At 72.5% G+C, this 20,944-nt stretch carries 20 protein-coding genes; 5 read left to right on the top strand and 15 right to left on the bottom strand.

Going from position 1 to position 20,944, the window contains the following annotated elements; all coding sequences use genetic code 11:
• Nucleotides 1–19 precede the first annotated feature (19 nt).
• From AC4NMM_RS11690 to AC4NMM_RS11655, 8 genes are all read right to left on the bottom strand, one after another.
• The gene (locus AC4NMM_RS11690) at nucleotides 20–3,244 is read right to left on the bottom strand and encodes a DUF7286 family protein (RefSeq protein ID WP_491924329.1); all 3,225 of its coding nucleotides are present in this window, start codon (nucleotides 3,242–3,244) and stop codon (nucleotides 20–22) included.
• A complete protein-coding gene (locus AC4NMM_RS11685) occupies nucleotides 3,238–3,897 on the bottom strand; it encodes a DUF7284 family protein (RefSeq protein ID WP_096394048.1) in 660 nt (219 codons plus the stop codon). Before AC4NMM_RS11685 ends, AC4NMM_RS11690 begins: the two co-directional genes overlap by 7 nt.
• On the bottom strand, nucleotides 3,888–4,361 hold the full coding sequence (locus AC4NMM_RS11680) for a DUF7285 family protein (protein WP_096394047.1): 474 nt from the start codon (nucleotides 4,359–4,361) through the stop codon (nucleotides 3,888–3,890). Before AC4NMM_RS11680 ends, AC4NMM_RS11685 begins: the two co-directional genes overlap by 10 nt.
• A 6-nt stretch (nucleotides 4,362–4,367) precedes the next feature.
• Nucleotides 4,368–4,868, bottom strand: a complete 501-nt coding sequence (locus AC4NMM_RS11675; RefSeq protein ID WP_096394046.1) for a DUF7283 family protein — start codon at nucleotides 4,866–4,868, stop codon at nucleotides 4,368–4,370.
• An 84-nt stretch (nucleotides 4,869–4,952) separates the two neighbouring features.
• Nucleotides 4,953–6,458, bottom strand: a complete 1,506-nt coding sequence (locus AC4NMM_RS11670; protein ID WP_491924328.1) for a type II secretion system protein — start codon at nucleotides 6,456–6,458, stop codon at nucleotides 4,953–4,955.
• The gene (locus AC4NMM_RS11665; protein WP_096394044.1) at nucleotides 6,455–8,395 is read right to left on the bottom strand and encodes an ATPase, T2SS/T4P/T4SS family; all 1,941 of its coding nucleotides are present in this window, start codon (nucleotides 8,393–8,395) and stop codon (nucleotides 6,455–6,457) included. The genes AC4NMM_RS11670 and AC4NMM_RS11665 overlap by 4 nt, the downstream gene beginning before the upstream one ends.
• Nucleotides 8,396–8,502: 107 nt before the next feature.
• On the bottom strand, nucleotides 8,503–8,967 hold the full coding sequence (locus tag AC4NMM_RS11660) for a DUF7311 family protein (RefSeq protein ID WP_096394043.1): 465 nt from the start codon (nucleotides 8,965–8,967) through the stop codon (nucleotides 8,503–8,505).
• Between the two features lie 7 nt (nucleotides 8,968–8,974).
• On the bottom strand, nucleotides 8,975–9,652 hold the full coding sequence (locus AC4NMM_RS11655) for a DUF7310 family coiled-coil domain-containing protein (protein ID WP_096394042.1): 678 nt from the start codon (nucleotides 9,650–9,652) through the stop codon (nucleotides 8,975–8,977).
• A gap of 74 nt (nucleotides 9,653–9,726) precedes the next feature.
• Between AC4NMM_RS11655 and AC4NMM_RS11650 the strand changes: the two genes are divergently transcribed.
• Both AC4NMM_RS11650 and AC4NMM_RS11645 read left to right on the top strand, forming a co-directional pair.
• Nucleotides 9,727–10,806, top strand: coding sequence for a tubulin/FtsZ family protein (locus tag AC4NMM_RS11650; protein ID WP_096394041.1), 1,080 nt, complete (start codon nucleotides 9,727–9,729; stop codon nucleotides 10,804–10,806).
• A gap of 90 nt (nucleotides 10,807–10,896) precedes the next feature.
• Entirely contained in the window at nucleotides 10,897–11,604 is a 708-nt protein-coding gene (locus AC4NMM_RS11645; protein WP_491924327.1) for a phosphoglycerol geranylgeranyltransferase, read from the top strand.
• Between the two features lie 626 nt (nucleotides 11,605–12,230).
• Here the strand turns inward: AC4NMM_RS11645 and AC4NMM_RS11640 are convergent.
• Nucleotides 12,231–12,854 (bottom strand): riboflavin synthase, encoded by a 624-nt coding sequence (locus AC4NMM_RS11640; protein ID WP_491924326.1) that lies wholly within the window; start codon nucleotides 12,852–12,854, stop codon nucleotides 12,231–12,233.
• 131 nt (nucleotides 12,855–12,985) lie between these two features.
• Between AC4NMM_RS11640 and AC4NMM_RS11635 the strand changes: the two genes are divergently transcribed.
• Nucleotides 12,986–13,309: a DUF7533 family protein gene (locus AC4NMM_RS11635; RefSeq protein ID WP_096394038.1), complete on the top strand. Its 324-nt coding sequence runs from the start codon at nucleotides 12,986–12,988 to the stop codon at nucleotides 13,307–13,309.
• A 9-nt stretch (nucleotides 13,310–13,318) separates the two neighbouring features.
• On the opposite strand, the gene AC4NMM_RS11630 is transcribed toward AC4NMM_RS11635, so the two are convergent.
• The 5 genes from AC4NMM_RS11630 to AC4NMM_RS11610 all read right to left on the bottom strand — a co-directional run bounded on the left by AC4NMM_RS11630 (nucleotide 13,319) and on the right by AC4NMM_RS11610 (nucleotide 17,782).
• A complete protein-coding gene (locus AC4NMM_RS11630) occupies nucleotides 13,319–14,698 on the bottom strand; it encodes a M24 family metallopeptidase (RefSeq protein WP_491924325.1) in 1,380 nt (459 codons plus the stop codon).
• Nucleotides 14,695–16,539, bottom strand: coding sequence for a UvrD-helicase domain-containing protein (locus AC4NMM_RS11625; RefSeq protein ID WP_096394036.1), 1,845 nt, complete (start codon nucleotides 16,537–16,539; stop codon nucleotides 14,695–14,697). The genes AC4NMM_RS11630 and AC4NMM_RS11625 overlap by 4 nt, the downstream gene beginning before the upstream one ends.
• Before the next feature lie 123 nt (nucleotides 16,540–16,662).
• Nucleotides 16,663–16,821 (bottom strand): DUF7563 family protein, encoded by a 159-nt coding sequence (locus tag AC4NMM_RS11620; RefSeq protein WP_004598729.1) that lies wholly within the window; start codon nucleotides 16,819–16,821, stop codon nucleotides 16,663–16,665.
• A gap of 86 nt (nucleotides 16,822–16,907) precedes the next feature.
• A complete protein-coding gene (locus AC4NMM_RS11615; RefSeq protein WP_049905922.1) occupies nucleotides 16,908–17,090 on the bottom strand; it encodes an HVO_0416 family zinc finger protein in 183 nt (60 codons plus the stop codon).
• Nucleotides 17,091–17,239: 149 nt separating this feature from the next.
• Entirely contained in the window at nucleotides 17,240–17,782 is a 543-nt protein-coding gene (locus tag AC4NMM_RS11610) for a CDP-2,3-bis-(O-geranylgeranyl)-sn-glycerol synthase (RefSeq protein WP_096394035.1), read from the bottom strand.
• A gap of 156 nt (nucleotides 17,783–17,938) precedes the next feature.
• Here AC4NMM_RS11610 and AC4NMM_RS11605 point away from each other — a divergent pair, with 156 nt between their 5' ends.
• On the top strand, nucleotides 17,939–18,778 hold the full coding sequence (locus AC4NMM_RS11605) for a proline dehydrogenase family protein (protein WP_491924324.1): 840 nt from the start codon (nucleotides 17,939–17,941) through the stop codon (nucleotides 18,776–18,778).
• 85 nt (nucleotides 18,779–18,863) lie between these two features.
• A complete protein-coding gene (locus tag AC4NMM_RS11600; protein WP_096394033.1) occupies nucleotides 18,864–19,577 on the top strand; it encodes a DUF502 domain-containing protein in 714 nt (237 codons plus the stop codon).
• A 39-nt stretch (nucleotides 19,578–19,616) separates the two neighbouring features.
• On the opposite strand, the gene AC4NMM_RS11595 is transcribed toward AC4NMM_RS11600, so the two are convergent.
• Nucleotides 19,617–20,546, bottom strand: coding sequence for a branched-chain amino acid transaminase (locus tag AC4NMM_RS11595; protein ID WP_096394032.1), 930 nt, complete (start codon nucleotides 20,544–20,546; stop codon nucleotides 19,617–19,619).
• Nucleotides 20,547–20,944: the final 398 nt, after the last annotated feature.

Raw genomic sequence — 20,944 nt, 5'->3', positions numbered from 1 at the left:
CTCCTGACCGTCGAGTTCCTCACGTCTCCGTACAGCTATCTCTCTCCCCCGGTGACGCGCCCAGTGGACCCGGACAGGGCCAGCCGGCCGACGTCTCGTCGCGCGTCCCGTCGACGTCGCCGACGCCCGGCGGCCCGGCGGGCACCGCCACGACGACGACCGTCCGCGTCTCGAACGCGACCGGCTCCGTCACCCCGAGCGCGACCGACTCGCCGTCCACATCGACGCTGACCGTGCCGGGCTCTCGGACGTACTCGAACGGGCGATCGGGCGTCCCGACGTTCGCGCGGAGGGCGAACCGGGGATACTCCCCGCGCACCTCCACGTTCCACGCGTTGACCGTCGCCACCCAGTACCCGGGAACGGGCGCGACCGGAAGTCCCGCCCCGACGGTCCGGACGGGCTTCGGCACGCGCTCGTCCGGCACCGACGCGACCGCCTCCTTCGCGCGGCCCTCGATCGCCGACTCGACCTGCTTCCGGCGGATCGCGCGGGACGCGGCCGTCGTCTCGTCGACGAACCGGGCCGGAACGCGGACCGCGTTCCGTCCCGCTTCCCTCCGCGTCTCGACGCGGAGGTGCGCGGCGAGCCCGAGCCGCTCCGACGACGAAAGGGACCCGACCCGGGCCGCCTCGCTCGCGACGCGATCCGGGTACTCGCCGTCGCCGACCGCGACGGCCCTGTGGCCGAGCGAGTCGTACTCGGCCGCGGCGTCCTCCAACACCTCGTTCCGCTCCTCGCGCGAGAGATCGGTCCGCTCCGCGAGCCGGTCCGCCAGCGCTTCGTCGACCCGGTCGAGCGAGGCGTCGACCCGCCCGGCGAGCGCGCGTCGGTCGGCGCGCAGATCGTCGTCGTCGGCCGCCGCGAGCGCCTCGTCGGCCGCGAGGAGCGACCGTCCGGCGACGCCGAGACGGACCGTGTCGTCGGTGCCGAGGATCCGGTCGGCGATCCCGCCGGCGACGTCGCTGTACGGGAGCGTGACGTAGTTCACGTTCCGGGTTACGAGCGGTCGCGTCGTCGTGCCGTCGACGCCATCGACGCGTTCCCCGTCGACCGCCGTCCGCGGGAGGTACCCCGGCGACCCCTCCGGCGCGAACGTGACGGCGCCGCCCGGCCCCTCGTCGCCGACGCTGTAGGTCCCCGGGTCGCGGGCGGCCTCGCGGCTGGCGATCACCTCGCCGACGGGTGGCCCGCCGAACGCGTCGTTCACGCGGTCGAGCACGCCCTCGGTCGCCGCCTCTCTGTCTTCGGAGGCCGCTTCGAGCTCCGCGATCACGGCGTCGAGGTACGCGACGCGGGCGGCGACGCGTCCCCGGTCGACCGCGCCGTCGTACCTCGGCGGAGCGTCGCGGAGCGCGTTCCGGCGGTCCCGCACGGTCGCGGCGAGGTCGCGGTACGGCGTCGACTCGCCGACGGCGGCGTCCGCCATCGACGCCTCGGTCTCGATCTCGCGGACGCGCTCCGACAGCTCCGAGACGTCCCTCGCGATCCGGTCCAGGTCGGCGTCCGACCGCTCGCCGTACACGACCGTCGACCGCGTCTCGTCGCCCCGTTCGACCGCCTCGCGCGCCAGCCGGTCGATGTCGCCGTCGGTCTCGACGTCGAGTTCCGCCCGCGCGGCCGCCGGAGTGTCCGCGAGGTCCGGGCCGTCGACGCCCTCGGCGGCGCCGAACGTCCCCGTCGGCCTGTCGGGCGCGCCGGTGCGCGGCGCGTACGTCCCGGTCACCGACACGCGGACGCGGTACCGGTCCGTCGCCTCGTCGGTCGTCACGGCGCGGTCGACGCTCACGTTCTGTACCGTCCCGTTCGGCCCCCGCTCGACGACTCGCCGCTCCCACGTCGCGGTCGCGGCGCGCTCGACGACGACCTCCCGGGTCGCGCCGCCGAACGACACGGATTCACCGGCCGACACCGTCTCGCCGTCGGTCCCCGTTCGGAGGTCGCTCCCGTCGACCACGCGGACGCGCTCCGTCCGCGACGCGTCGACCCGTTCCCACGGTTCGTCGAGCAGCGATCGGGGGCGGTCCGGCGTCACGGGGCCGCCGTCGGCCACCCGGGTCGTCTCCGTCTCCGCGGTCGCCTCGACGCGGTGGCTCGCCCGAACGATCGATTCGAGGCCGTCGTGGACGCGCGTAGCGGCCCGGTCGGCCGCGTGCCCGACCTCGACCGACGCGGTCTCGCTCGTCGCGTCCGCGGCCGGGTCGAAGGCGGCGTCCTCGCTCGCCGTCGCGTCCCCGGTCGAGGCCGTGTTTCCCCCCTCGCCGTCCCCCGTCCCCGTCGGCGTCGGCGCTCCGAGGACGGCGTCCGTCCAGGCGGCCTCGGGGACGCCGGTCGGCGACAGCAGGTCGGTCACGCCGGTCCGCGCGGCCGCCCGCGCGACGCCGCCGCGCGCGTCGGGGTCGCTGGTCCCGAACACGTCCCGCTGGACGCGGACGATCCCGGCGTTCGTCGACAGCTCGACGTGGCGGTTCGCGACGACGTTCTCGACGGGAGCGCCGGCGTACTGGCCGTACCCCCGGGCCCATGCCATCGCGTAGAGGCTGGCGGTGACCTGTCGACCGAGCCCGGGCCCCTCGACGGGTCCGCGGTCGAGTCGACGCTCGAACCGCTCGGTCCGTTCGTGGGCGGCCAGGGTCGGCACGGCGACCGTGACCGTCCGCGACCGCGTCCGGTTCACGACCGTTCGGCCCTCCCGCGTCGCGGTCGTCGCGACGCCCGCGAAGGTGACCCGCGTCGCGGTCCCGTTCGCGGTCGGTTCGACGCTGACCCGCTCGCGCGCCGCGACGAGGTCGGCGGCCGAGTCGACCGCCGGCAGCGACGCGTTCGCCTCGGCGCCGCCGACGTCGCTCTCGACCGCGCGCAGCGCCTCCGCCCCCGCGATAGCGAGCCGGACTCGGAACGCGTCCTCGAAGGCGGACCCCTCGCGGACCGCCCGGGTTCCGGGCCCCGATCCGTTCGGCGCGCGCGTCACTGGCTCTCTCGCCGCGTCGTGGGCGGCCTCGCGGGCCGCGCTCCTGAGCGCGGCGGTGGCGTCGGCGTCGACGCGCTCGACCGCGCGTTCGACGCGGCGGTCCTCGCCGACGAGCCCCTGCTCAGCGAGCCCCGCGGCGTACGCCGAACTCGTCACGAGCAACAGCACGCCGACGAGCGCGAAGGGGACGCGCGCCCGTTCGTCGACGGTGAACGTCCGTGCGCGACCCGTGTCCGCGGACTGGCCGCAATCTCGATCCCCCACGCTCACCACCTCCGGACGACGATCCGAACGACGCCTTCCGCCGAGCGATGCGATCCCTGTTCGCCGTCGAACCGGTCCGGAACCGGTTGTCGGACCACGGCGACGGCGACGTCGGCGTTTCGCGGCGGTTCGGGGCCGACAGCGACTGCTACCCCGGATTCGGTCGCGTCGGCCGCTCGGCCCCGCCCGCCGCTCCTCCGCAACGGAACCGCCTCGCCGGCGATCGAGTGCGGAGACACCGCCGCCACGCCCCGGGCCCTCGGAGCGCCGGGCGGTCCCTGCGATCCGCCGTGTCCCGGGCCGACGACGATGTCGTCTGCGTCGCTCTCGCCGCCGCGTCGGACCGTTACGTCGACGCGCGTCCGCGGACCGACTCCCGCGCGGACTGCCTCGACGGCCCTGCGGTCGAACGCGCCCTCCGCGTCCCGGACGGCGACCAGTGCGAGCAGCTCCGCGCGGGTCGCGTGGACGCGACGCGTGCCGTTCGGCGCGTCCTCGTCGGAGTACGAAACGGTCGCGGTCTCGGTGACGAGCCGGTCCGCGGCGTCGGTCGCGGTCGGGCCGTCGGGGCCGCCGGCGTCGCTCGCGCCGAGCCCGACGACGCTCGCGGAGACGCAAAGCAGCAGCACGGTCACGTCGAGGACGGTGCTGGTCACCGCCACACCACCGCCCGGAGCGTCCCGCGGACGTTTCGGCCCGGCGCCACGCGGACCGTCACCCGCCGCTCGGCGACCGCGACCGCGTCCGGCGACCGGACCTCCGGCGGTCCGGGAGCGTCCGGGCCCGACGCCGCCAGCCACCGCTCGCCGCCCGCCTCCAGTTCGATCGCGGTCGCGGTCCCCGGCGCTTCCACTCGTCGCATCCGCGCGGGGTCGACGACGCCGCCGACGGTGATCGCCTCCTCGACGCGGTCGAGCGCCGCCCTCGCGGCCGACCGATCGTCGTCGGGCGCCGCGTCCGCGAACGCGCCGGCGTACAGCCCCAGCGCGAGTCCGACGACCACTACCGCGACGAGCGCGGCGGTCGGTTCGACGGCGGCGCGGTCGGCGGTCGAGAGCGCCGCAGCAGGCCGCTTCGACGCCCCCGACGTTTCCGGTCCGTCTGGTTTCACGGAGTCGTGTGACACGCGAGATCACCCCACGAGCGTGACGCGGACGCCTCCGTAGTGGACCCGTCGAACCGTGACCCGCTCCGGTGCGGGCATCCACGCCGCGTCCGCCGCTCGCGCGCGCTCGGCCGCCGCCGCGAACGCCGCCGGATCGTCGAACGCGGCGTCCGGGGGAGCGCCGTCGAGGACGCGCCGAAGCCGCGGGTCGGTCGTCGCGTTCGGCGTCATCCCCGCGTCCGGCCGGATCACCGGCGTAATCCGCGGGGCGTCGAGCGTCGCCCGCGCCGTCTCCCGATCGTCGCCGAGCGAGACGGATCCCTCCGCGAGCCGGAGCCTCTCCGCGGTGATGCCGTGTTCGGCCGTCGCCGGGTACTCCCCGTCCGCGACCGAATCGATCGTGCGCGCCACGCCGTCGGCGTCCGGCGGCGGCGAGGCCGGAAACGATGCGGCCACGCCGACGGCCGCGACGCTCACGACGGCCAGACCGAGCCACGCGTACGTGGCGTCGAGGTGCGTCTCGAACATGGCGCGGCTGGGCGCGGCTTGGTATATAAATGATCGGCGCGGAGGTCGGGTCCGAACGGGACCTCGTTCCCCCGCCGTCCGATTTCAAAACAGGAGCCCGGCGCCGGCGAACGCGACGAGGAACGTCGCGGTGGCCGTCGGCAGCGCGATGCCGATCCGATACGCCACCAGCGTCCGGTCGAACCCTCGCTCCAGGCCGGTCGCGAGCCCGGTGAGGAGTGCGGCGAGCAGCAGCACGTACGTCCCGACGATCCGTCCGAGGACCGGGACCGACAGGGTTCCCGCACCGCCGTTCGTCCCGGCCGCGCCGCTCCCGCCGGCCGCACCGCCGGCGCCGGCGGTCGCCGGTCCGCCCTGTCCTAAGAACGCCTCGCGGACGCCGACCCGCAGCGTGTCGCTCCGCCGTCCGGCGCGCTCGAACAGCTCGCCGGTCGCGCCGTCCAGCCGCTCGCCGGCGTTCGCGACCGCGGTCTCGACCGCCACGCCCTCCGCCACGTCGCCGCCGATCACGGTCATCGCGTCCGGGAGCCCTCGCTCGACGTCGCGCACGTCCGATAACACCGCCCGACGAGGTCGCGCGAGGACGAACAGCGCGCTCCCGACGCCGACGCCGACCCCCGCGACCGGCCGCGCCCACGGCGCGACCGTCCGCGCGGCGACGACGGCCGCCGCCGCTCCGAGGGCGCACCCGACGACGAGCGCGCGGCCGCGCCGGTCCGGCACGTCCGGGTGGTCGCCGCCGATTTCCGGCGGCGGGAACGCGACCGGTCGCCGGAAGAGCAGCCACGCCGAGGCGGCCAGCAGTCCGGCGGGAAGCGCGACGAGGTACAGGCCGGCGACGAGCCCGGGACCGATGGCGACGCCGGCGGCGGCGCCCGCGGGAAGCAGCGCGATGAGCGCCAGCGGGAGCAGCACGCCGAACGCGTACAGCGCGGAGACCGGTCCCCGAACCGCCCCGACGAACGACGCGAGTCGGTCCGTCGTTCCGGAGAGCGTCGCGTCGAGCGCGCGGTCCAGACACCGCCCGCGACGCTCCGGCGGCGCGGTCGCCGCCGTCCGGACCAGCGCCGCGGCGCGGTCGATCGCCGGGAACCAGGGCCGCCACTCGCGGGCGAACGCCCGGAGGCCGCTCGTCGGTCCGTCCGCGCTCCCCCGCTCGTGGCGGGCGAGCGCCGCGGCCAGCGGTCCGTCCCCCGTCCGGCCGGCGAACCGCACCGCCCGCTCGGTCGAGGGGTCCAGCCGCATTCGCAACACGAGCCGCCCGACGAGTCCCGGCGCTGCGCCGAGCGCCCGCGTCCGCCGGAGCGACGCGAGCCACACCGGCGCACGGTGGACCGCGTGTGCTCCGCCGACGAAGGCGGCCAGTCCCGCGGGCGCGGCGGCGACCGCGCCGGCGACGAGCGCCGAGACGACGGTGACGACCGCACCCGTGACGATCCCGACCCGATACCCGACGGCCACGACGCGCTCTGCGGAGGCGTCCCACCCGAGGAACGCGACCGCCCGGCGCAGCTCCTCCGAAACGTCTGATTCGTCGTCGCCGGCGGAGCGGAGGGGCCCGTCGGACGCGGTCGGCCGACGCTCCGTCATCGGTCGCCTCCCGCGTACCGCGTCGGCGCGGTCCGTCCCGTTCGAACCGCGTCGCGGATTCGGTCGCTCCGCCGGTCGACGGCCTCTCGAACCGCGGCGTACGACTCGCTCGCCTCCGCGAGGTCCTCGATCAGTCGGCTCTCGCCGCGGTCGATCCGCCCCGTCGCGACGAGCCCCTGTTCGGTCCGCTCGAAGAGGGGATCGAAGCTCACCCCGTCGTCGCGGTCGCCGACCTCCACGATCGATTCGACGCGGTGGTCGTCGAGAACCGCGATCAGGTCGGTCGCGGCGAACGACGAGCGGGCGACCCCGAGGTCGGTGACGACGCGCTCTTCGACGGCCGCCGGGTCCTCGCCGTGGATCGTCCCGAGGACCGTCTCGCCGGCGGCCCCGACCCGCATCGCCTCGTACAGCGCCTGCGCCTCCTCGCCGCGCACCTCGCCGACGCACATCGCGCCGCCGCCCATGCGGAGCGCGGTCCGCACGGCGTCCGCCGGCGCGAGCTCGGCGCCGTCGCCGACGCGGAGCCGCTGGGCGTCCCGCCCGGCGTCGGCGAGCGCGTCCACCGGGAGTTCCGGCGTGTCCTCGACCGCGATCGTCCGCGTTTCGGAGGGAAGTTCCCACAGCAGGGCCCCGAGCGCGGTCGTCTTCCCGGCCGCTCGACCCCCCGCGACGAGCCCGGTCACGCCGCGCTCGACGGCGACCGACAACAGGCCGGCCGCCGCGGGCGTGAGCGTGTCGACGGACACCAGCCGAGCGAGCGTCCACGCCTCCGGGTCGCCGCGCCGGAAGGTGAACGAGAGGCCGTCGCTCGCCGGTGCCGTGGCGGCGGCGACCCTGACCCGTCCGGTCTCGGACTCGATCGTCGCGTCGAGCGTCGGCGTCGCCCGCGAGAACGCCCGCCCGCTCGCCCGTCGAAGCCTGGACGCGAGCGTGGCGGCTCCCTCAGGCGGAAGCCGCACGTTCGTCCGACACCGTTCGCCGTCGAGGACCACTCGCAGGGGGTTCTCCGCGACCGGCGCCGTCACCGTCGCGTCGCTCACGCGGTCGTCCGCGAAGACGTGTTCGAACGCGCCGTAGCCGTGCGTGTGCCGCCGCAGGACCTCGGTCAGGTCCGCGACCGGGTCGACGTCGTCCGCCACGGCCCGCACCGCTCGTCCGGGCGCCCTGTCGCCGCCGCGGGGATCGCCGAGCAGCCGGTCCCGCGCGGCGGCCAGCGTCGCCACGCTCTCGGCGTCCAGGTCGGCGCTCGGCGGCGTGAGGTGATACGTCCTGAGGGATTCGTCGCCCTCGTAGAGCCGGACGGTCGCCCCGGTCGAGACCGTCCAGCGGTCGGCCAGCGTCGCGCCCGGCGGCGGCGCGGCCGCGACGCGCGCGGTCGCGGCCGTCGGCCCGACGTGCGCCCGTAGCCGCTCGTTCAGGTCGCGGTCGCTCTCCGCTCCGTCCGCGTCTCCCGCGAGTTCCTCGGCGGCCGACAGCAGTCCCGTCTCGGTCGCGATCCGCTTCGCGGGACTCGCGCGTCCGGCCGCCTCCGCCGCCGCGCCGAGCGGATCGCGGGCGACCCGATCGACGAGCCGCTCTTCGTGGAAGCCGATCCGCTCGCGGAACCGTCCCGCGGCGATCAGGAGGTCGGCCGCCCGGTCGGCGTAGGAGCGCTCTCGTCCGCGGTGTCGAGTCCTTATCACGTCCGCGTCCCGGTCGGTGAGCGCCGCGATAACGGTCGCGAGGCAGTCCGGGCTCGCGGCGAGGTCGCCGCGTCCGGGGCAGCCGTCGGCGTCGACATCGAGGACGACCCGGTCCTCGACGCCAGTCCCCACGGGCTCGCGGAACGCCGGTTCGCACCGGCACCTGCCGCCGCCGTCTTCGACCCACGGAAGCCGTCCGATAAGCGTCTCGCCGTCGTCGCCGGCGATCCGCTCGCTGAGACCGAGGTTCATGGCGGGCGTGGCCGCGGTTTGATATATAAACGATCGGCCGATCGTCCGCTCTCGGTTCCCTCTGTCGAACGGGGCTGTCCGACACGACGGATCCCGACCGGTCGGATCTATCCAATTCGACGGATCCGGACCGTCGGCCCTCCGTCGTCGACGTATTTGATCCGAATCCGGTTCGCCCCGCCCGGCCGGAGTTCGACCGGTCCGCCGGCGAGGTCGACCGCCGTCTCCGCGGGCCCCGTGCCGACGCGGAGCGTGCGCTCCGGGCGGTCGTCGATCCGATACGTGAGGGCGACGCCGTCTGGTCGGTCCGGCGGCTCGACGAGCGCGACGCGGTCGACGTCCGCCGCGGCGAACCCCGTCGGAACCCGGAGGAGGACCGTCGTCTGCGCCGCCATCGCGGGGTCGCTCACGGGCGTCGACCCGGCGACGACGCCGCCGATCGCCCGCTCCAGCCGGTCCGCCTCCGCGCCGATCCGCTCCGCCGTCGTCGCGGTTCGGGCCGTCTCGACCGCGGGCATCGACGCCGCCAGCAGCGCGACCGCCACGAGGACGGTGAGGACCACCCGGATCACGGCCCGCTCACAGCGACTCCCGGAGCCGGTCCAGCGCGTCCGTCGCCCACGCGCCGTCGTCGCCGTCTCCGCCGTCCTCGGCGCGCTCGCTGTCGCCGGTACGCGGTCCGGACGTCGGCCGGTCGTCCGGCAGGGCGGCGTCGAGAGCGCTCTCCGACGGAACCGCACCGTCGGGGCCGTCCCCGTCTCGCGCGCCTCGGTCGGGCGCGGCGCTCTCGCCGTCTCGACCGGTCCCGTCGCCGGCGCCTCGATCTCCCCCGTCGCTGGCGCCTCGACCGATCCCGTCGCCACCGCCGTCCCGTCCGCTTCCTCGCCCGGCCTCGGTCGCCCGCGCGAGCGCGAGGTCGGCCCGCCGCTCGACCTCGCGGTTGACGGCTCTGACCGCCCCCGCGTAGCCGCGGACCGCCTGCGTCGCCGACTCCAGCTCCGCGACGCGCTCCTCGAGGTCGTCGAGCCGCGATTCGAGCCGCTCGCGCTCGGCGGTCGCCTCCGCCTCCGAGGCGGCGTCCGCCGGGCGCGCGTCGCTCCCGGTCACCGCGCGCTCGACCGCGCTGAGCCGGGCCTCGATCCGATCCCTCGGATCGTTCCCTTCGTTCTCTCTCGCCCTCGCCTCGGGTTCCGCCCCCGTCGGCGCCGCCTCCGTTCCCGTTCTCGACGGCTCGGCCCCCTTCGCGTGGTCGGTCATGCGACCCGTTGCCCGCGGTTTCACTCTTAAACCTCGGGGAAAGGGTATTGTTCCGGGGAGTGGTACGTCCCCGCATGAAGGCAGTCCTCCTCGGCGTCGGACAGGCGGGCGGCAAGCTGGCGACCGCCCTCGCGGAGTTCGACGCCGACGCCGGCTACGGCGCGGTCCTCGACGCGCTCGCCGTCAACACGGCCGCGGCCGACCTCGACCCGCTCCCGCTCGAAACGGTCCTCGTCGGGCAGTCGCGCGTCAGCGGCCACGGCGTCGGCGGCGACAACGAACTGGGCGCGGAAGTGATGGACGAGGACGCCGTCGAGGTGTTGGACGCGCTCGCGCCGAAGGTCACCGCGGAGGCCGAGGCGATACTCGTCGTCGCCGGCCTCGGCGGCGGGACGGGATCCGGCGGCGCGCCGGTCCTCGTCCGCGAGCTGAACCGCGTGTACGACGTCCCCGTCTACGCGGTCGGAATCCTCCCCGGCCGCGACGAGGGGACGATGTATCAGGTGAACGCCGGCCGCTCGCTGAAGACGCTGGTCCGCGAGGCGGACGCGACGATCCTGTTGGACAACGACGCGTGGCGCTCCTCGGGGGAGTCCATGGAGGGCGGCTACGAGGCGATCAACGCCTCGATGGCGAAGCGGATCGGGCTCATCCTGGCCGCCGGCGAGGCGGTCGAGGGCGTCGGTGAGTCCGTCGTCGACACGAGCGAGGTGATCAACACGCTCCGCGCGGGCGGGATGGCCGCGGTCGGGTTCGCGTCGGCGCCCGCGGCCGAGGACGCGGAGGAGAACGTCACCACGGTGACGAGCGCGGTCCGCAGCGCGGTGATGACCGGGCTCTCGCTACCGAATGCCACCGACGCCGATGCGGCCCTCGTCGCGGTCGCGGGCGATCCGGACCGGATCTCGCGGAAGGGCGCGGAGAAGGCCCGGAAGTGGCTTCAAGAGGAGACGGGGTCGATGCAGGTGCGCGGCGGGGACTTCCCGCTCGACTCCGAGCGGATCGCCGCCCTGGTCCTCCTCGCGGGCGTCGAGCGCTCGCAGCGGGTGGAGGCGTTCCTAGAGCGCGCCAGGCAGGCGGTCCGCGACGAGCGCGAGGAGAAGCCCGACCCGGCGGCCGCGTTCGACAACGACGAGATAGACGACCTGCTCTGAGCGCGGTCCGCCGCCCGGAACCGGGCGACGCGCCCGGCCGACGGGACAGGTTCCGCACCTTTTTGTTCTCGCCCGGTGGAGTCTCGGCCGATGACCAATCCGTGGGACGACTGGGACCACGTGCTGAAGGTCGACCCCGACAAGGACCTCCGGTCGGGCGAGACCTTCGAGGACGTCTGCCGGACCGGGACGGACGCGATCGAGATCGGCGGCACCCTCGACGTCACCGCGGAGAAGATGACGCGCGTCGTCGACGCCGCAGCGGAGTACGACGTGCCGCTGTACCAGGAGCCGTCGAACCCGGGCGTCGTGATCGACTCGCCGGCGCTCGACGGCTACCTGATCCCCACCGTGTTCAACGCCGGCGGCCCCTTCTGGATCACCGGCGCGCACAAGGAGTGGGTCCGGATCGACGACCTCGACTGGAGCCGGACCCACACCGAGGCGTACATCGTGATGAACCCCGAGGCGTCGGTCGCCCAGCTGACGGAGGCCGACTGCGACCTCAGCGCCGACGACGTGGGGGCGTACGCCAAGGTGGCCGAGCGCATGTTCGGCCAGGAGATCGTCTACGTCGAGTACTCGGGCACCTTCGGCGACACCGAAAAGGTCGCGGCCGCCCACGACGCCTTGGACGACGCCACGCTCTTCTACGGCGGCGGGATCGGCGACTACGAGTCGGCCAACGAGATGGCCGCCCACAGCGACGTGATCGTCGTCGGCGACCTGCTCCACGACGAGGGCGTCGACGCCGTCCGCGAGACGGTGAAGGGCGCGAAGGACGCGCACGACGCCTAAACGCCTTTTTGCCGTCGGATTCCCTCGCTCACTTCGTTCGCTTGGGGAACCGATCGCTTCGCTCGTGGACGCTTTCCACAGGGAAGACGGTGGATATGCCGGGCTAAGCGGGTCAGTGATACGGTCGGCGCGTGCCTCCGAGCGCCCAGCGGGCGCGAGGAGCACGCGCGAGGGAGTCGGCCGGTCGGAGCGAAGCGGAGACCGGCCGACGAGGCTGGGGAGGGGTGAGGTGCTGTGCGGTGCCGTGCGGGGCGGGACTCAAAGGGGCAGCCGCGAGGACGAAGCACGACGACGCAAGCACCGCAAGGAGCGAGCGGAGCGAGCGACTGAGGAGCACAGCGAGTCGCGCGAGTCCTCGCGGCTGGGGCTTTGGAGGTGTTCGCTGCCGATCGGTAGGTAACGGCTTATAAACGGGCGGCTGGGGCTTTGGAGGTGTTCGCTGCCGATCGGTAGGTAACGGCTTATAAACGAGCGGCTGGGGCTTTGGAGGTGTTTGCCAACGATTCGTAGACAACGATTTATAAACGAACAGCTGGTGATTTGGCGGTGTCCACTGCGGTCTCGCCTCCAGAATCACACGGCCAAACCGCCCGGGATTTCGGACCCCTGCCTCGCGACACCACCTCTCAGGCGTACCCGTCCAGCATGTTCTCGACGTACTTCGCGATCACGTCGACCTCCAGGTGGACCGGGTCGCCGACCGACTTCTCCGAGAGCGTCGTCAGGTCGTAGGTGGTCGGGATGATCGCGACGTCGAACTCGTCGCCGCGCTTCTCGGCGACCGTCAGCGAGATGCCGTCGAGCGTCACGGAGCCCTTGTCGACGAGGTAGTCGCCGTGCCCCTCGGGGATCGCGAAGGTGAACCGCCAGTCTTCGCCGACGCGCTCGATCCCCGTCACCTCGGCGACGGTGTCGACGTGGCCCTGAACGACGTGGCCGTCGAACCGCCCGTCCGCGGGCATCGCGCGCTCGACGTTGACCGCGTCGCCCTCGCGCACGTCGCCGAGGTACGTCTTCGCGACCGTCTCGCTCGCGAGGAACACCTCGAACCAGCCGGGCTCGCCGTCTGTCTCGGCCGCGGCGCGGCCGGTCCCGTACTCCTCGACGGTCAGGCAGACGCCGCTCACGCTGATCGACTGGCCGTGATGGAGGTCGTCGAACCCGTCGACGCCGATCCGCAGCCGCAGTCCGTCGTCGGTCTCGGTCCGCGACCGGACCGCGCCGGTGCCCTCGACGATGCCGGTGAACATACCGGAACTGGGGGCGGGCGACGGTTATCGGTTCTGGGTCCGCGCGGTCGCGTCGGGCGACCGGACCGGCTCCGCGACCTCGCGGCCCGCCGCCGCGTCCCTTTTCTCCCCCGGGGATCAACGGGGCCGCAATGCGACTGGGACTGCTGGACATGATCGGGCTGGCGGCGTCGCTCGTCTTCGCGCTGCCGCTCGCGAACTACGCCGTGGTCCGGCTGGTCGCCGGCGAGGTCGCGCTCGGCGCCGGCCTCCTCGTCGTCGCCGTCGCGATGGTCGTCCTCCCGCAGTACTTCCTCGATCCGGCCCGAATCGCCCGCAGGCTCCTCTCCGGGCTGTTACCCCGGCAGCTGCGCGGCGATACCGACAGCGCGGACGCCGGCCGCGAAAGCGGCGCGGACGAGTCCGAGTCACCGGACGCCGCCGCGGTCGACGGCGACGACGCGACGGGTCGGTAGGTCGGCTCCTCAGCGCGCGTCCGACCGCTTCTCCGGGACAATTCCGAACGGGTACTCGGCCAGTATCTCGTACCCGTCGTCGGTGACGACGATCAGGTCTTCCAGCCTGATCCCCCCGATTTCGGGGTCGTAGACGCCGGGCTCGACCGTCACGACGTGCCCCGGGCGGAGCTCGCCCGCCCCCGACAGCGACGCCCCCTCGTGGAGGCTCACGCCGACGCCGTGGCCGGTGCCGTGCGTGAAGCCGGCCTCGCCCTCGGTCGCGTTCGGGTCGAAGCCGTACGCGGCCAGCTCCGCGGCGGCCTCGCCGTGGACCGTCTTCGCCGGGACGCCCGGTTCGACCTCGTCGAGCGCGGCCTCGCGGGCGGCCTCGACCGCGACGTACGCGCGGCGCTCCCAGCCGCCGTCGCCGCGTACGACGAACGTCCGCGTCGCGTCGCCGTAGTAGCCGTCCGGGCCGCGCGGGGAGACGTCCAGCAGCACCGTCTCGCCGGGTCGAATCGGGTCGTCGCCGACGTAGTGGAGGTCGGCCGCCGACGGCCCGGCGCCGATCACGGTGTTGCCGGCGTCGCGGACCCCGCGAGTGGTGAGGACGCGGTTCACCTCGCGGCGGAGCCGCTCGGTCGTGAGGGGTTCGTCGTCCCAGCGGAGCGGCGGGCGGCGGCCGTCGCCGGAGCGGTCGTCCGCTTCGCGCTCGTCGTCCCCCGCTCCGACGACCTCGCTCTCGGCGAGCACCGCCTCGGCGCGGGCGAGCCCGGCGACCGTCGCGCGCTGGACGCGCCGGAGCCGGTCGACCTCCGCCGGCGTCTTCCGCTCCCGGGCGGCCGCGACCGCGTCCGTCGACGCGAGATCGACGCCCGCCCGTTCGAGGTACACCGCGGCGTCGTGGGGGATCGAGGCGGGCGCGAGGACGGTCGGGTCGTCCGTGTCGCTCCCGTCGGTCAGGTCGTCGACGACCGCGGCCGCGCGCTCGCCGGCGTGGTCGCCGACGCGGTCGGTCCGGACCTCGCGAGCGATCCCGTCGTGGAACTCTCCGTCGGCGTCGCCGGTCGGTCCCGAGTCGGCGTCGTCCGCCGAGTCGGCGGCCGGATCGCGGGCGGCCGCGACGAACTCCCGCTCCGCCTGCTCGCGGAAGAGCGCGGGGGCACAGCAGACGGCGCGCCCGACGCGGTCGGCACTCTCGCCGTCCGGGGAGACGACCAGCGCGTAGGGGCGGTCGGGTCCAGAAAACCGCGTCAGGTAGCGCAGGTCGTCGTCGAAGCGGTCGCCGACGGCGACGAGCGCGGCCGCGTCGGCCTCGCGGACCGCCTCGACGACCGGGCGGAGGTCGGTCCGGAGGGGAGCGGCCTCTCCCTCGGCGGCTTCCGGCGTCGCGTCCTCCCCGCTCACGGCTCCGGTTCGGGCACGGCCAGCTCCGCCTGGACCTCCTCGACGAGCTCCTGGGCCGGCTCCTCGCGGAGCTCGTTGAACAGCAGGACGCTGATCGGGAGCGTCGGCGCGCCGCCGATGAGGCTCTCCATGATCACGAGCCGCTCGCGGGCGCGGGACATCCCGACGTAGAAGACGCGGCGCTCGTTGTCGGTGAGGACGGGCACGGGGCTCGTCGCCTTCGTGAACTCCTCGACGCCGTCGACGTCGGTCGGGTCGTCGATGGAGGCCGCCATCTGCTCGACCACCTTCTCCGTGAGGTCGGTGGCGACGAACACGTGGTCGGCCTCGCGGCCCTTCGCGGAGTGGATGGTGCCGACGCGGACGCGGGTCGGATCGGCGCCCTGATACTCGCCTTCGAAGTACGCGCCCATCGACTTGCGCTGGAAGCTCGTCACCTTCCGGACCATGTCGTCCGCGCTGGCGGTGTCCGGCATGAACGGGATGTACTCGTCGAGCGTGTCGGCCGGGATCTCGATCAGGGAGACGTCGTCGGCGTCGGCCGCCTCCTCGCGGTCGTCGAGGTAGTCGTAGAACTCCTCGCGGTCGTGGGTGCCGAACGCCGACTCCTGGAGCATGTCGGCGAGCCGCCGCGCCTCCAGTCCGGTGACGGGCTCGTCGGCCTCGGCCTTCTCGATCGCGCTCACGTAGTCTTGAACACGGTCGGTCCACATCCGCCCGTCGGTGAGCATCGTGAACGGGATGCCGTGGTCGATGAACTCGTCGATGAAGTCGAACATCTGGTAGCGCGCCCGGAACAGGCACATGATGTCGCCCTCGTCGTCCTCGACGGTGTACCGGACGTTCCGGACCAGCTCGATCATCGACGGCGACTCGATCGCCTCGACGGTGCCGCCCTCCTTGCGCGGGTGGAGGTCCTTCTCCTGGCGCTTGTCGATGTGCCGGATCTCGGCGTTGACGACGTTGAGGATCTCCGAGGGGAGCCGGTAGGAGTTCGGGAGGACGACGTCCTCGTCGACGTCGGTGTCGAGGAGGAGGTCGGGGTCGGCGCCCTGCCACGCGTAGACGACCTGGTCGTCGTCGCCGGCGATCAGCACCCGGTCCATGTGCGGGCGCCACTCCTCGAAGACGTTGTACTGGAGCGTCGTGATGTCCTGGAACTCGTCGATGATCAGGTAGTCGACGCTCGGGACGAGCGAGCGCTGCGCGACGCGTTCGAGCATGTCCGCGAAGCCGACGAGGTCGTTGTCGCCCTTGTACGCGCGCCACGCACGGATCGTCTCGGGGATGTCGATCCGGTCGTCGTCGGAGGGCCACGTCGGGGTGTACTTGTTCCCCTGCTGGGCGTTGGGGTCCTCCTCCGGCGGGAGCCGGACCTCCTCGACGTTCCACTGGAAGGGCACGTCGTACCAGTCGGCCACGTCGCGCTCGGTGCGCTGGAGCCACTGCGAGGTGGCGATGACCTTGTTGCCGATGGTCGTCGAGCGCGCGGTTCGGCGGCCGGCGCCGCCGTGCTGGTCCTCGAACTCGATGCCGTACTCCTCGCAGAACGCCTCCTTGTCGTCCTCGCCGACCACGTCGCCCCGCGAGAGGTCGAGCAGCTCGTACGCCTTCGCGTGCATCGTACTCACGTTCCCCTGGAGGCTGCGCGGCGAGACGTCGAGGCGCTCGGCGAGCCGCTCGCGGATCTCCGCCGCGGCCGCGCGCGTGTACGAAACGACGAGTACGTCGCGGACGTCGGCGTCCTCCGCCTCGAGGATCTCCTCGACGCGGTCTAGGAGCGCGGTCGTCTTCCCGCTCCCGGGGCCCCCGAACAGCCGCGTCACCGTGGTATCAGTCATTATTACCCCCAGATTCCGACTCTCCTTAAACGCCGTGGCTCGGCGATCGTCGACCCCGGTCCCGGTTCGGCCCCGCCGGTGCGGCGTCTCGTCGCTCGGTCGGCTCGTCGCTCGGTCGGCTCGTCAGCTGCTCCGCGTCGCGCGCGCTTCGCGGACGTCGGCGCCGTCGCGGACCATGTCCTCGCAGGCCGGACAGACGCGGGGCCGATCGACCTCGTTCGGGGTGAACACCCGAACGTAATCCGTCGTCACGAACGAACCGCAGTTCTGACACGTCGGCATGGTAGTCACTATCGAGTAATTCCACATAATACTACCGGGGAGTATGACGGAAAGAAAATTCGCGGAACCGGGCGTCGACCCGGGCGTCAGTTCGGCCGCCAGTCGCAGACGGAACACCGCGCGGACCCTTCCTCGTGGAGCGCACCGCACTCGGGACACTGGAGCTTGTTATAGGACCGCTCCCAGTCGACGATCTCTGTCTCGTGGCCGTGGTCGGAGAGGAACTCGTCGAACACGTCGTCGTCCGAGCTGGGTGCACTACTGGACATGCGTGATATGGTATGCCACACCAGCATATATATCTTTCTGCCGTTCTCGTCGCTGCGAATTTCATCGATAAACGGTCGGTTATTCGGAAAATAACCGACGATGCGAAACTTCCGACGGCACTGGGCTACGAACGACGGCTACGCCCCGCTCACCACGGTTCGTCCTTCAGCCCGAGCGCGTACGCGCCGACGTTCGTGACGACGTGGAGGACGGGCGTCATCACGAGGACGACGGCGAGGACGCGCGGCGTGAACACCGCGAGCGCCCAGTCGGCGTCGACGAGGAAGACGAGTCCCAGCGCGCCGACGACGAAGTCCAGCTGGTCGAGCCCGGGGAACGCGGCGCCGCGCTCGCGCCCGGACCGGCGCTTGAGGAACGAGGCGCCGATGTCGCCGCACATCGCGCCGAACGCGAGCGCGAACGCCGCCGGGAGCGCGAACGTCGGCAGGTCGGCGCCGAGCGCGGCGCCCGCGGGGTCGCTGAGGCGATTGAGCCCGAGCGCGAGCAGGACGCCGACCAGGGTCCCGACCGCGGTGCCGCGCCACGTCTTCCCGTCGCCGAGCAGCCGCGCGCCGCGCCACTCGCGCCCGCCGTCGATGGGGCGTCCGCCGCCGGCCAGCACCGCGGCGTTGTTGGGGACGTACGCCGGGAGCATCGCCCAGAACGCGGTCGCGACGAGCGAACCGATCATGTCCCCACCGGCGGCGCGCGGCGTGTTATAAACCCCGGATCCGTTTCCGTCGCGACGCCCTTTCCCCCTCCTCCCGGTCGCCCTTCCCGACGCGGACTCGCGGTCACGGCCGCCGGGTCGGCAACAGTAAAGTTCGCGCCGACCGGAACCGTACGTATGATCCCCCCGATCGCCCGGCGGTTCGTCGCCGGCGAGAGCGTTCCGGCGGCCCTCGACCACGCCCGCGCCGCGAACGAGGACGGCGTCGCGGTCATCCTGAACCTGCTCGGCGAGCATTACGACGACGTTGCGGGCGCCCGCGCGGACGCGGACGCCTACCTCCAACTGCTCGACGACATCGCCGACAGCGGCCTCGACGCCTGCGTCTCCGTGAAGCCCTCCCAGATCGGGATGGACGTCTCGGTGGACCTGTTCGAGGAGCACTACCGCGAGATCGTCGCGCGCGCCGCCGAGCTCGACGCGTTCGTCTGGTGCGACATGGAGGACGCCGACACCACCGACGCCACCCTCGACGCCTTCGAGTCCATCGCCGCCGACTACCCGTGGAGCGTCGGCCAGTGCGTCCAGTCGAACCTCAGGCGGACCGCGGACGACCTCGGCCGCCTCGTCGACGTCCCGGGCAAGATCCGGCTCGTGAAGGGCGCGTACGACGAGCCGTCGTCGATCGCGTACACGGACAAGGCGCGCGTCGACGAGGCGTACCGCGACGACCTCCGCTTCCTCTTCGAGCGCCGCGACCGGGGGATCGCGGTCGGCAGCCACGACCCCGAGATGATCTCGTTGGCGGACCGGCTCGCGCGCGAGCACGGCGCCGACTACGAGGTCCAGATGCTGATGGGGGTCCGCGAGGACGCGCAGCGCGACCTCGCCGCGCAGGGGGTCGACGTGTACCAGTACGCGCCGTACGGCGACAAGTGGCTCTCGTACTTCTATCGGCGCGTCCGCGAGCGCAAGGAGAACCTGACGTTCGCGGCGCGTGCGGTGCTGGGGCGGTAGTCGGGGCGAATCCGGGCGGGTCGACCGCGGGCCGTCGACGCGTAGAAGCCCCTTTAAGGATTGCCGACACATACCTATCCGATAGATGTCCACGTGGAAACGCGACTTCGCCAGCGGGCTCATCGTGCTGTCGCCGCTCCTCGTTTTACTCTTAGTCCTCCGTTGGATCTACCAGTACATCGCCTCGATCCCGCTCATCGAGGGGCTCCAGCCCGAGGTCATCCCGGCGCCGTTAGAGCCCGTCTCCCGGGTGGTGATCGCGTTCGCGGTGTTCGCGACCGTCGTCCTCGCGGTCGGCTACTTCATGCGGACCACCCTCGGACGCTTAGCGGAGTCGGCGGTGGACGACGCGATAAACCGTATCCCGGCGCTGCGGGTGGTGTACAACGCCTCGAAGCTCGCGATCGAGACGGCCGTCTCCGGCACCGACGAGCTGCAGAGCCCGGTGTACATCGAGACGTGGCCCGGGATCCGGATGACCGCGTTCCGCACCGGGAAGAAGACCCGCGACGGCAAGATCGTCTTATTCATGCCGACCGCGCCGAACATCACCACCGGCTTCGTCATCGAGGTCGAGCCCGAGAAGATCGAGGAGACCGGCGAGACCGTCGAGGAGGGGATGACCCGCGTCCTCTCCGCCGGGTTCGCGGAGTCGGCCCATCAGGTCCCCGTCCACGAGGAGAACCCGGGCGAGGGCGACGGCGCGGACACCGCCGACGGGTTCGGACACGTCCGGACCGACGGGACCCCCGGCGACGGGGAGGGGTCGGCGGCGGAGGGAAGCAGTTCGGCCGAGTGAGGCGATTCGGGGCGTCCGCCCGTGGTCAGACGTCCCGGCTTAGAGGTAGGTGAACCACTCGTCGTGGTCGTCCGTCCGCCGCTCGACCAGGTCGAAGAAGGCCTGCTGGAGCTCCTCGGTGACCGGCCCGCGGGTGCCCGCGCCGATCTCGGTGTCGTCGACCGAGCGGATCGGGGTGACCTCCGCGGCGGAGCCCGTGAAGAACAGCTCGTCGGCGGTGTACAGCTGGCCGCGGGAGATGACCGCCTCGTCGTGGACCTCGTAGCCGCGCTCCTCGGCGAGGGCGATCACGGTGTCGCGGGTGATCCCTTCGAGGATGGACTGGGCGGGCCCGGTGGTGTAGATCTCGCCGTCGTTGACCATGAAGATGTTCTCGCCGGGGCCCTCCGCGACGTTGCCCTCCTTGTTGAGGACGATGGCCTCGACGTAGCCGTTCCGGCGCGCCTCCTCGCCCGCCAGCATGGAGTTGACGTAGAGGCCGGTCGTCTTCACGTTCGTCGGCACCTGCGAGGAGGCGTGTTTCCGCCACGAGGAGACCATCACGTCGACGCCGTCTTCGAGGGCCTCCTCGCCGAGGTACGCGCCCCACGGCCACGCCGCGAGGACGAGGTCGGTCGGGCAGTCCTTCGGGGAGACGCCCAGCGAGTCGTAGCCGTAGTAGGCGATCGGCCGGATGTACGCGGAGTCGAGGTCCTGCCGGTCGAGCAGTTCGAGGGTCGCCTCGGTGATCTCCTCGCGGGAGTGTTCGATGTCCATGTCGTACATCTTCGCGGAGTCGAACAGCCGGTCGAGGTGTTCCTCCCAGCGGAAGATCGCCGGTCCCTGCTCCGTGTCGTAACAGCGGACGCCTTCGAACACGCCGCTCCCGTAGTGGAGCGCGTGGGTCAGAACGTGGGTCGTCGCGTCCTCCCAGTCGAGGAACTCCCCGTTCTTCCAGATCGTGTCGACGTCCATCTCGTCGAATCCCATGGTACGTGGTTGCGGCCGGCGGGCTTAAAACTGTAACAACCGGCCGGGGCTGTCGCGAGGAAGCGAGATCAGACTCCGGTGACGGAGCGACGGCGAACCGCTCCGAAGCTCCAGCCGCTCATTTATAAATAACAGACTGCGGATCGGCGGCAAACACTTCCAAAGCCCCAGTCGCTCGGTTATAAATAGCAGACTGCGGATCGACGGCAAACACTTCCAAAGCCCCAGTCGCTCGGTTATAAATAGCTGACAACGGATCGGCGGAGAATACTTCCAAAGCCCCAGTCGCGAGGACAGCGCACGCTCGCTGCGCGCTTCAGTCGCTCACTTCGTTCGCTCCTTCCAGTGCTTGCGTCGCCTGCGCTGTCCTCACGACTGCCCCTTTGAGTCCCACCCCG

This window comes from Halorubrum sp. SD41 (genome assembly GCF_058630335.1).
This window is presented reverse-complemented; position numbering and strand designations above follow the sequence as displayed.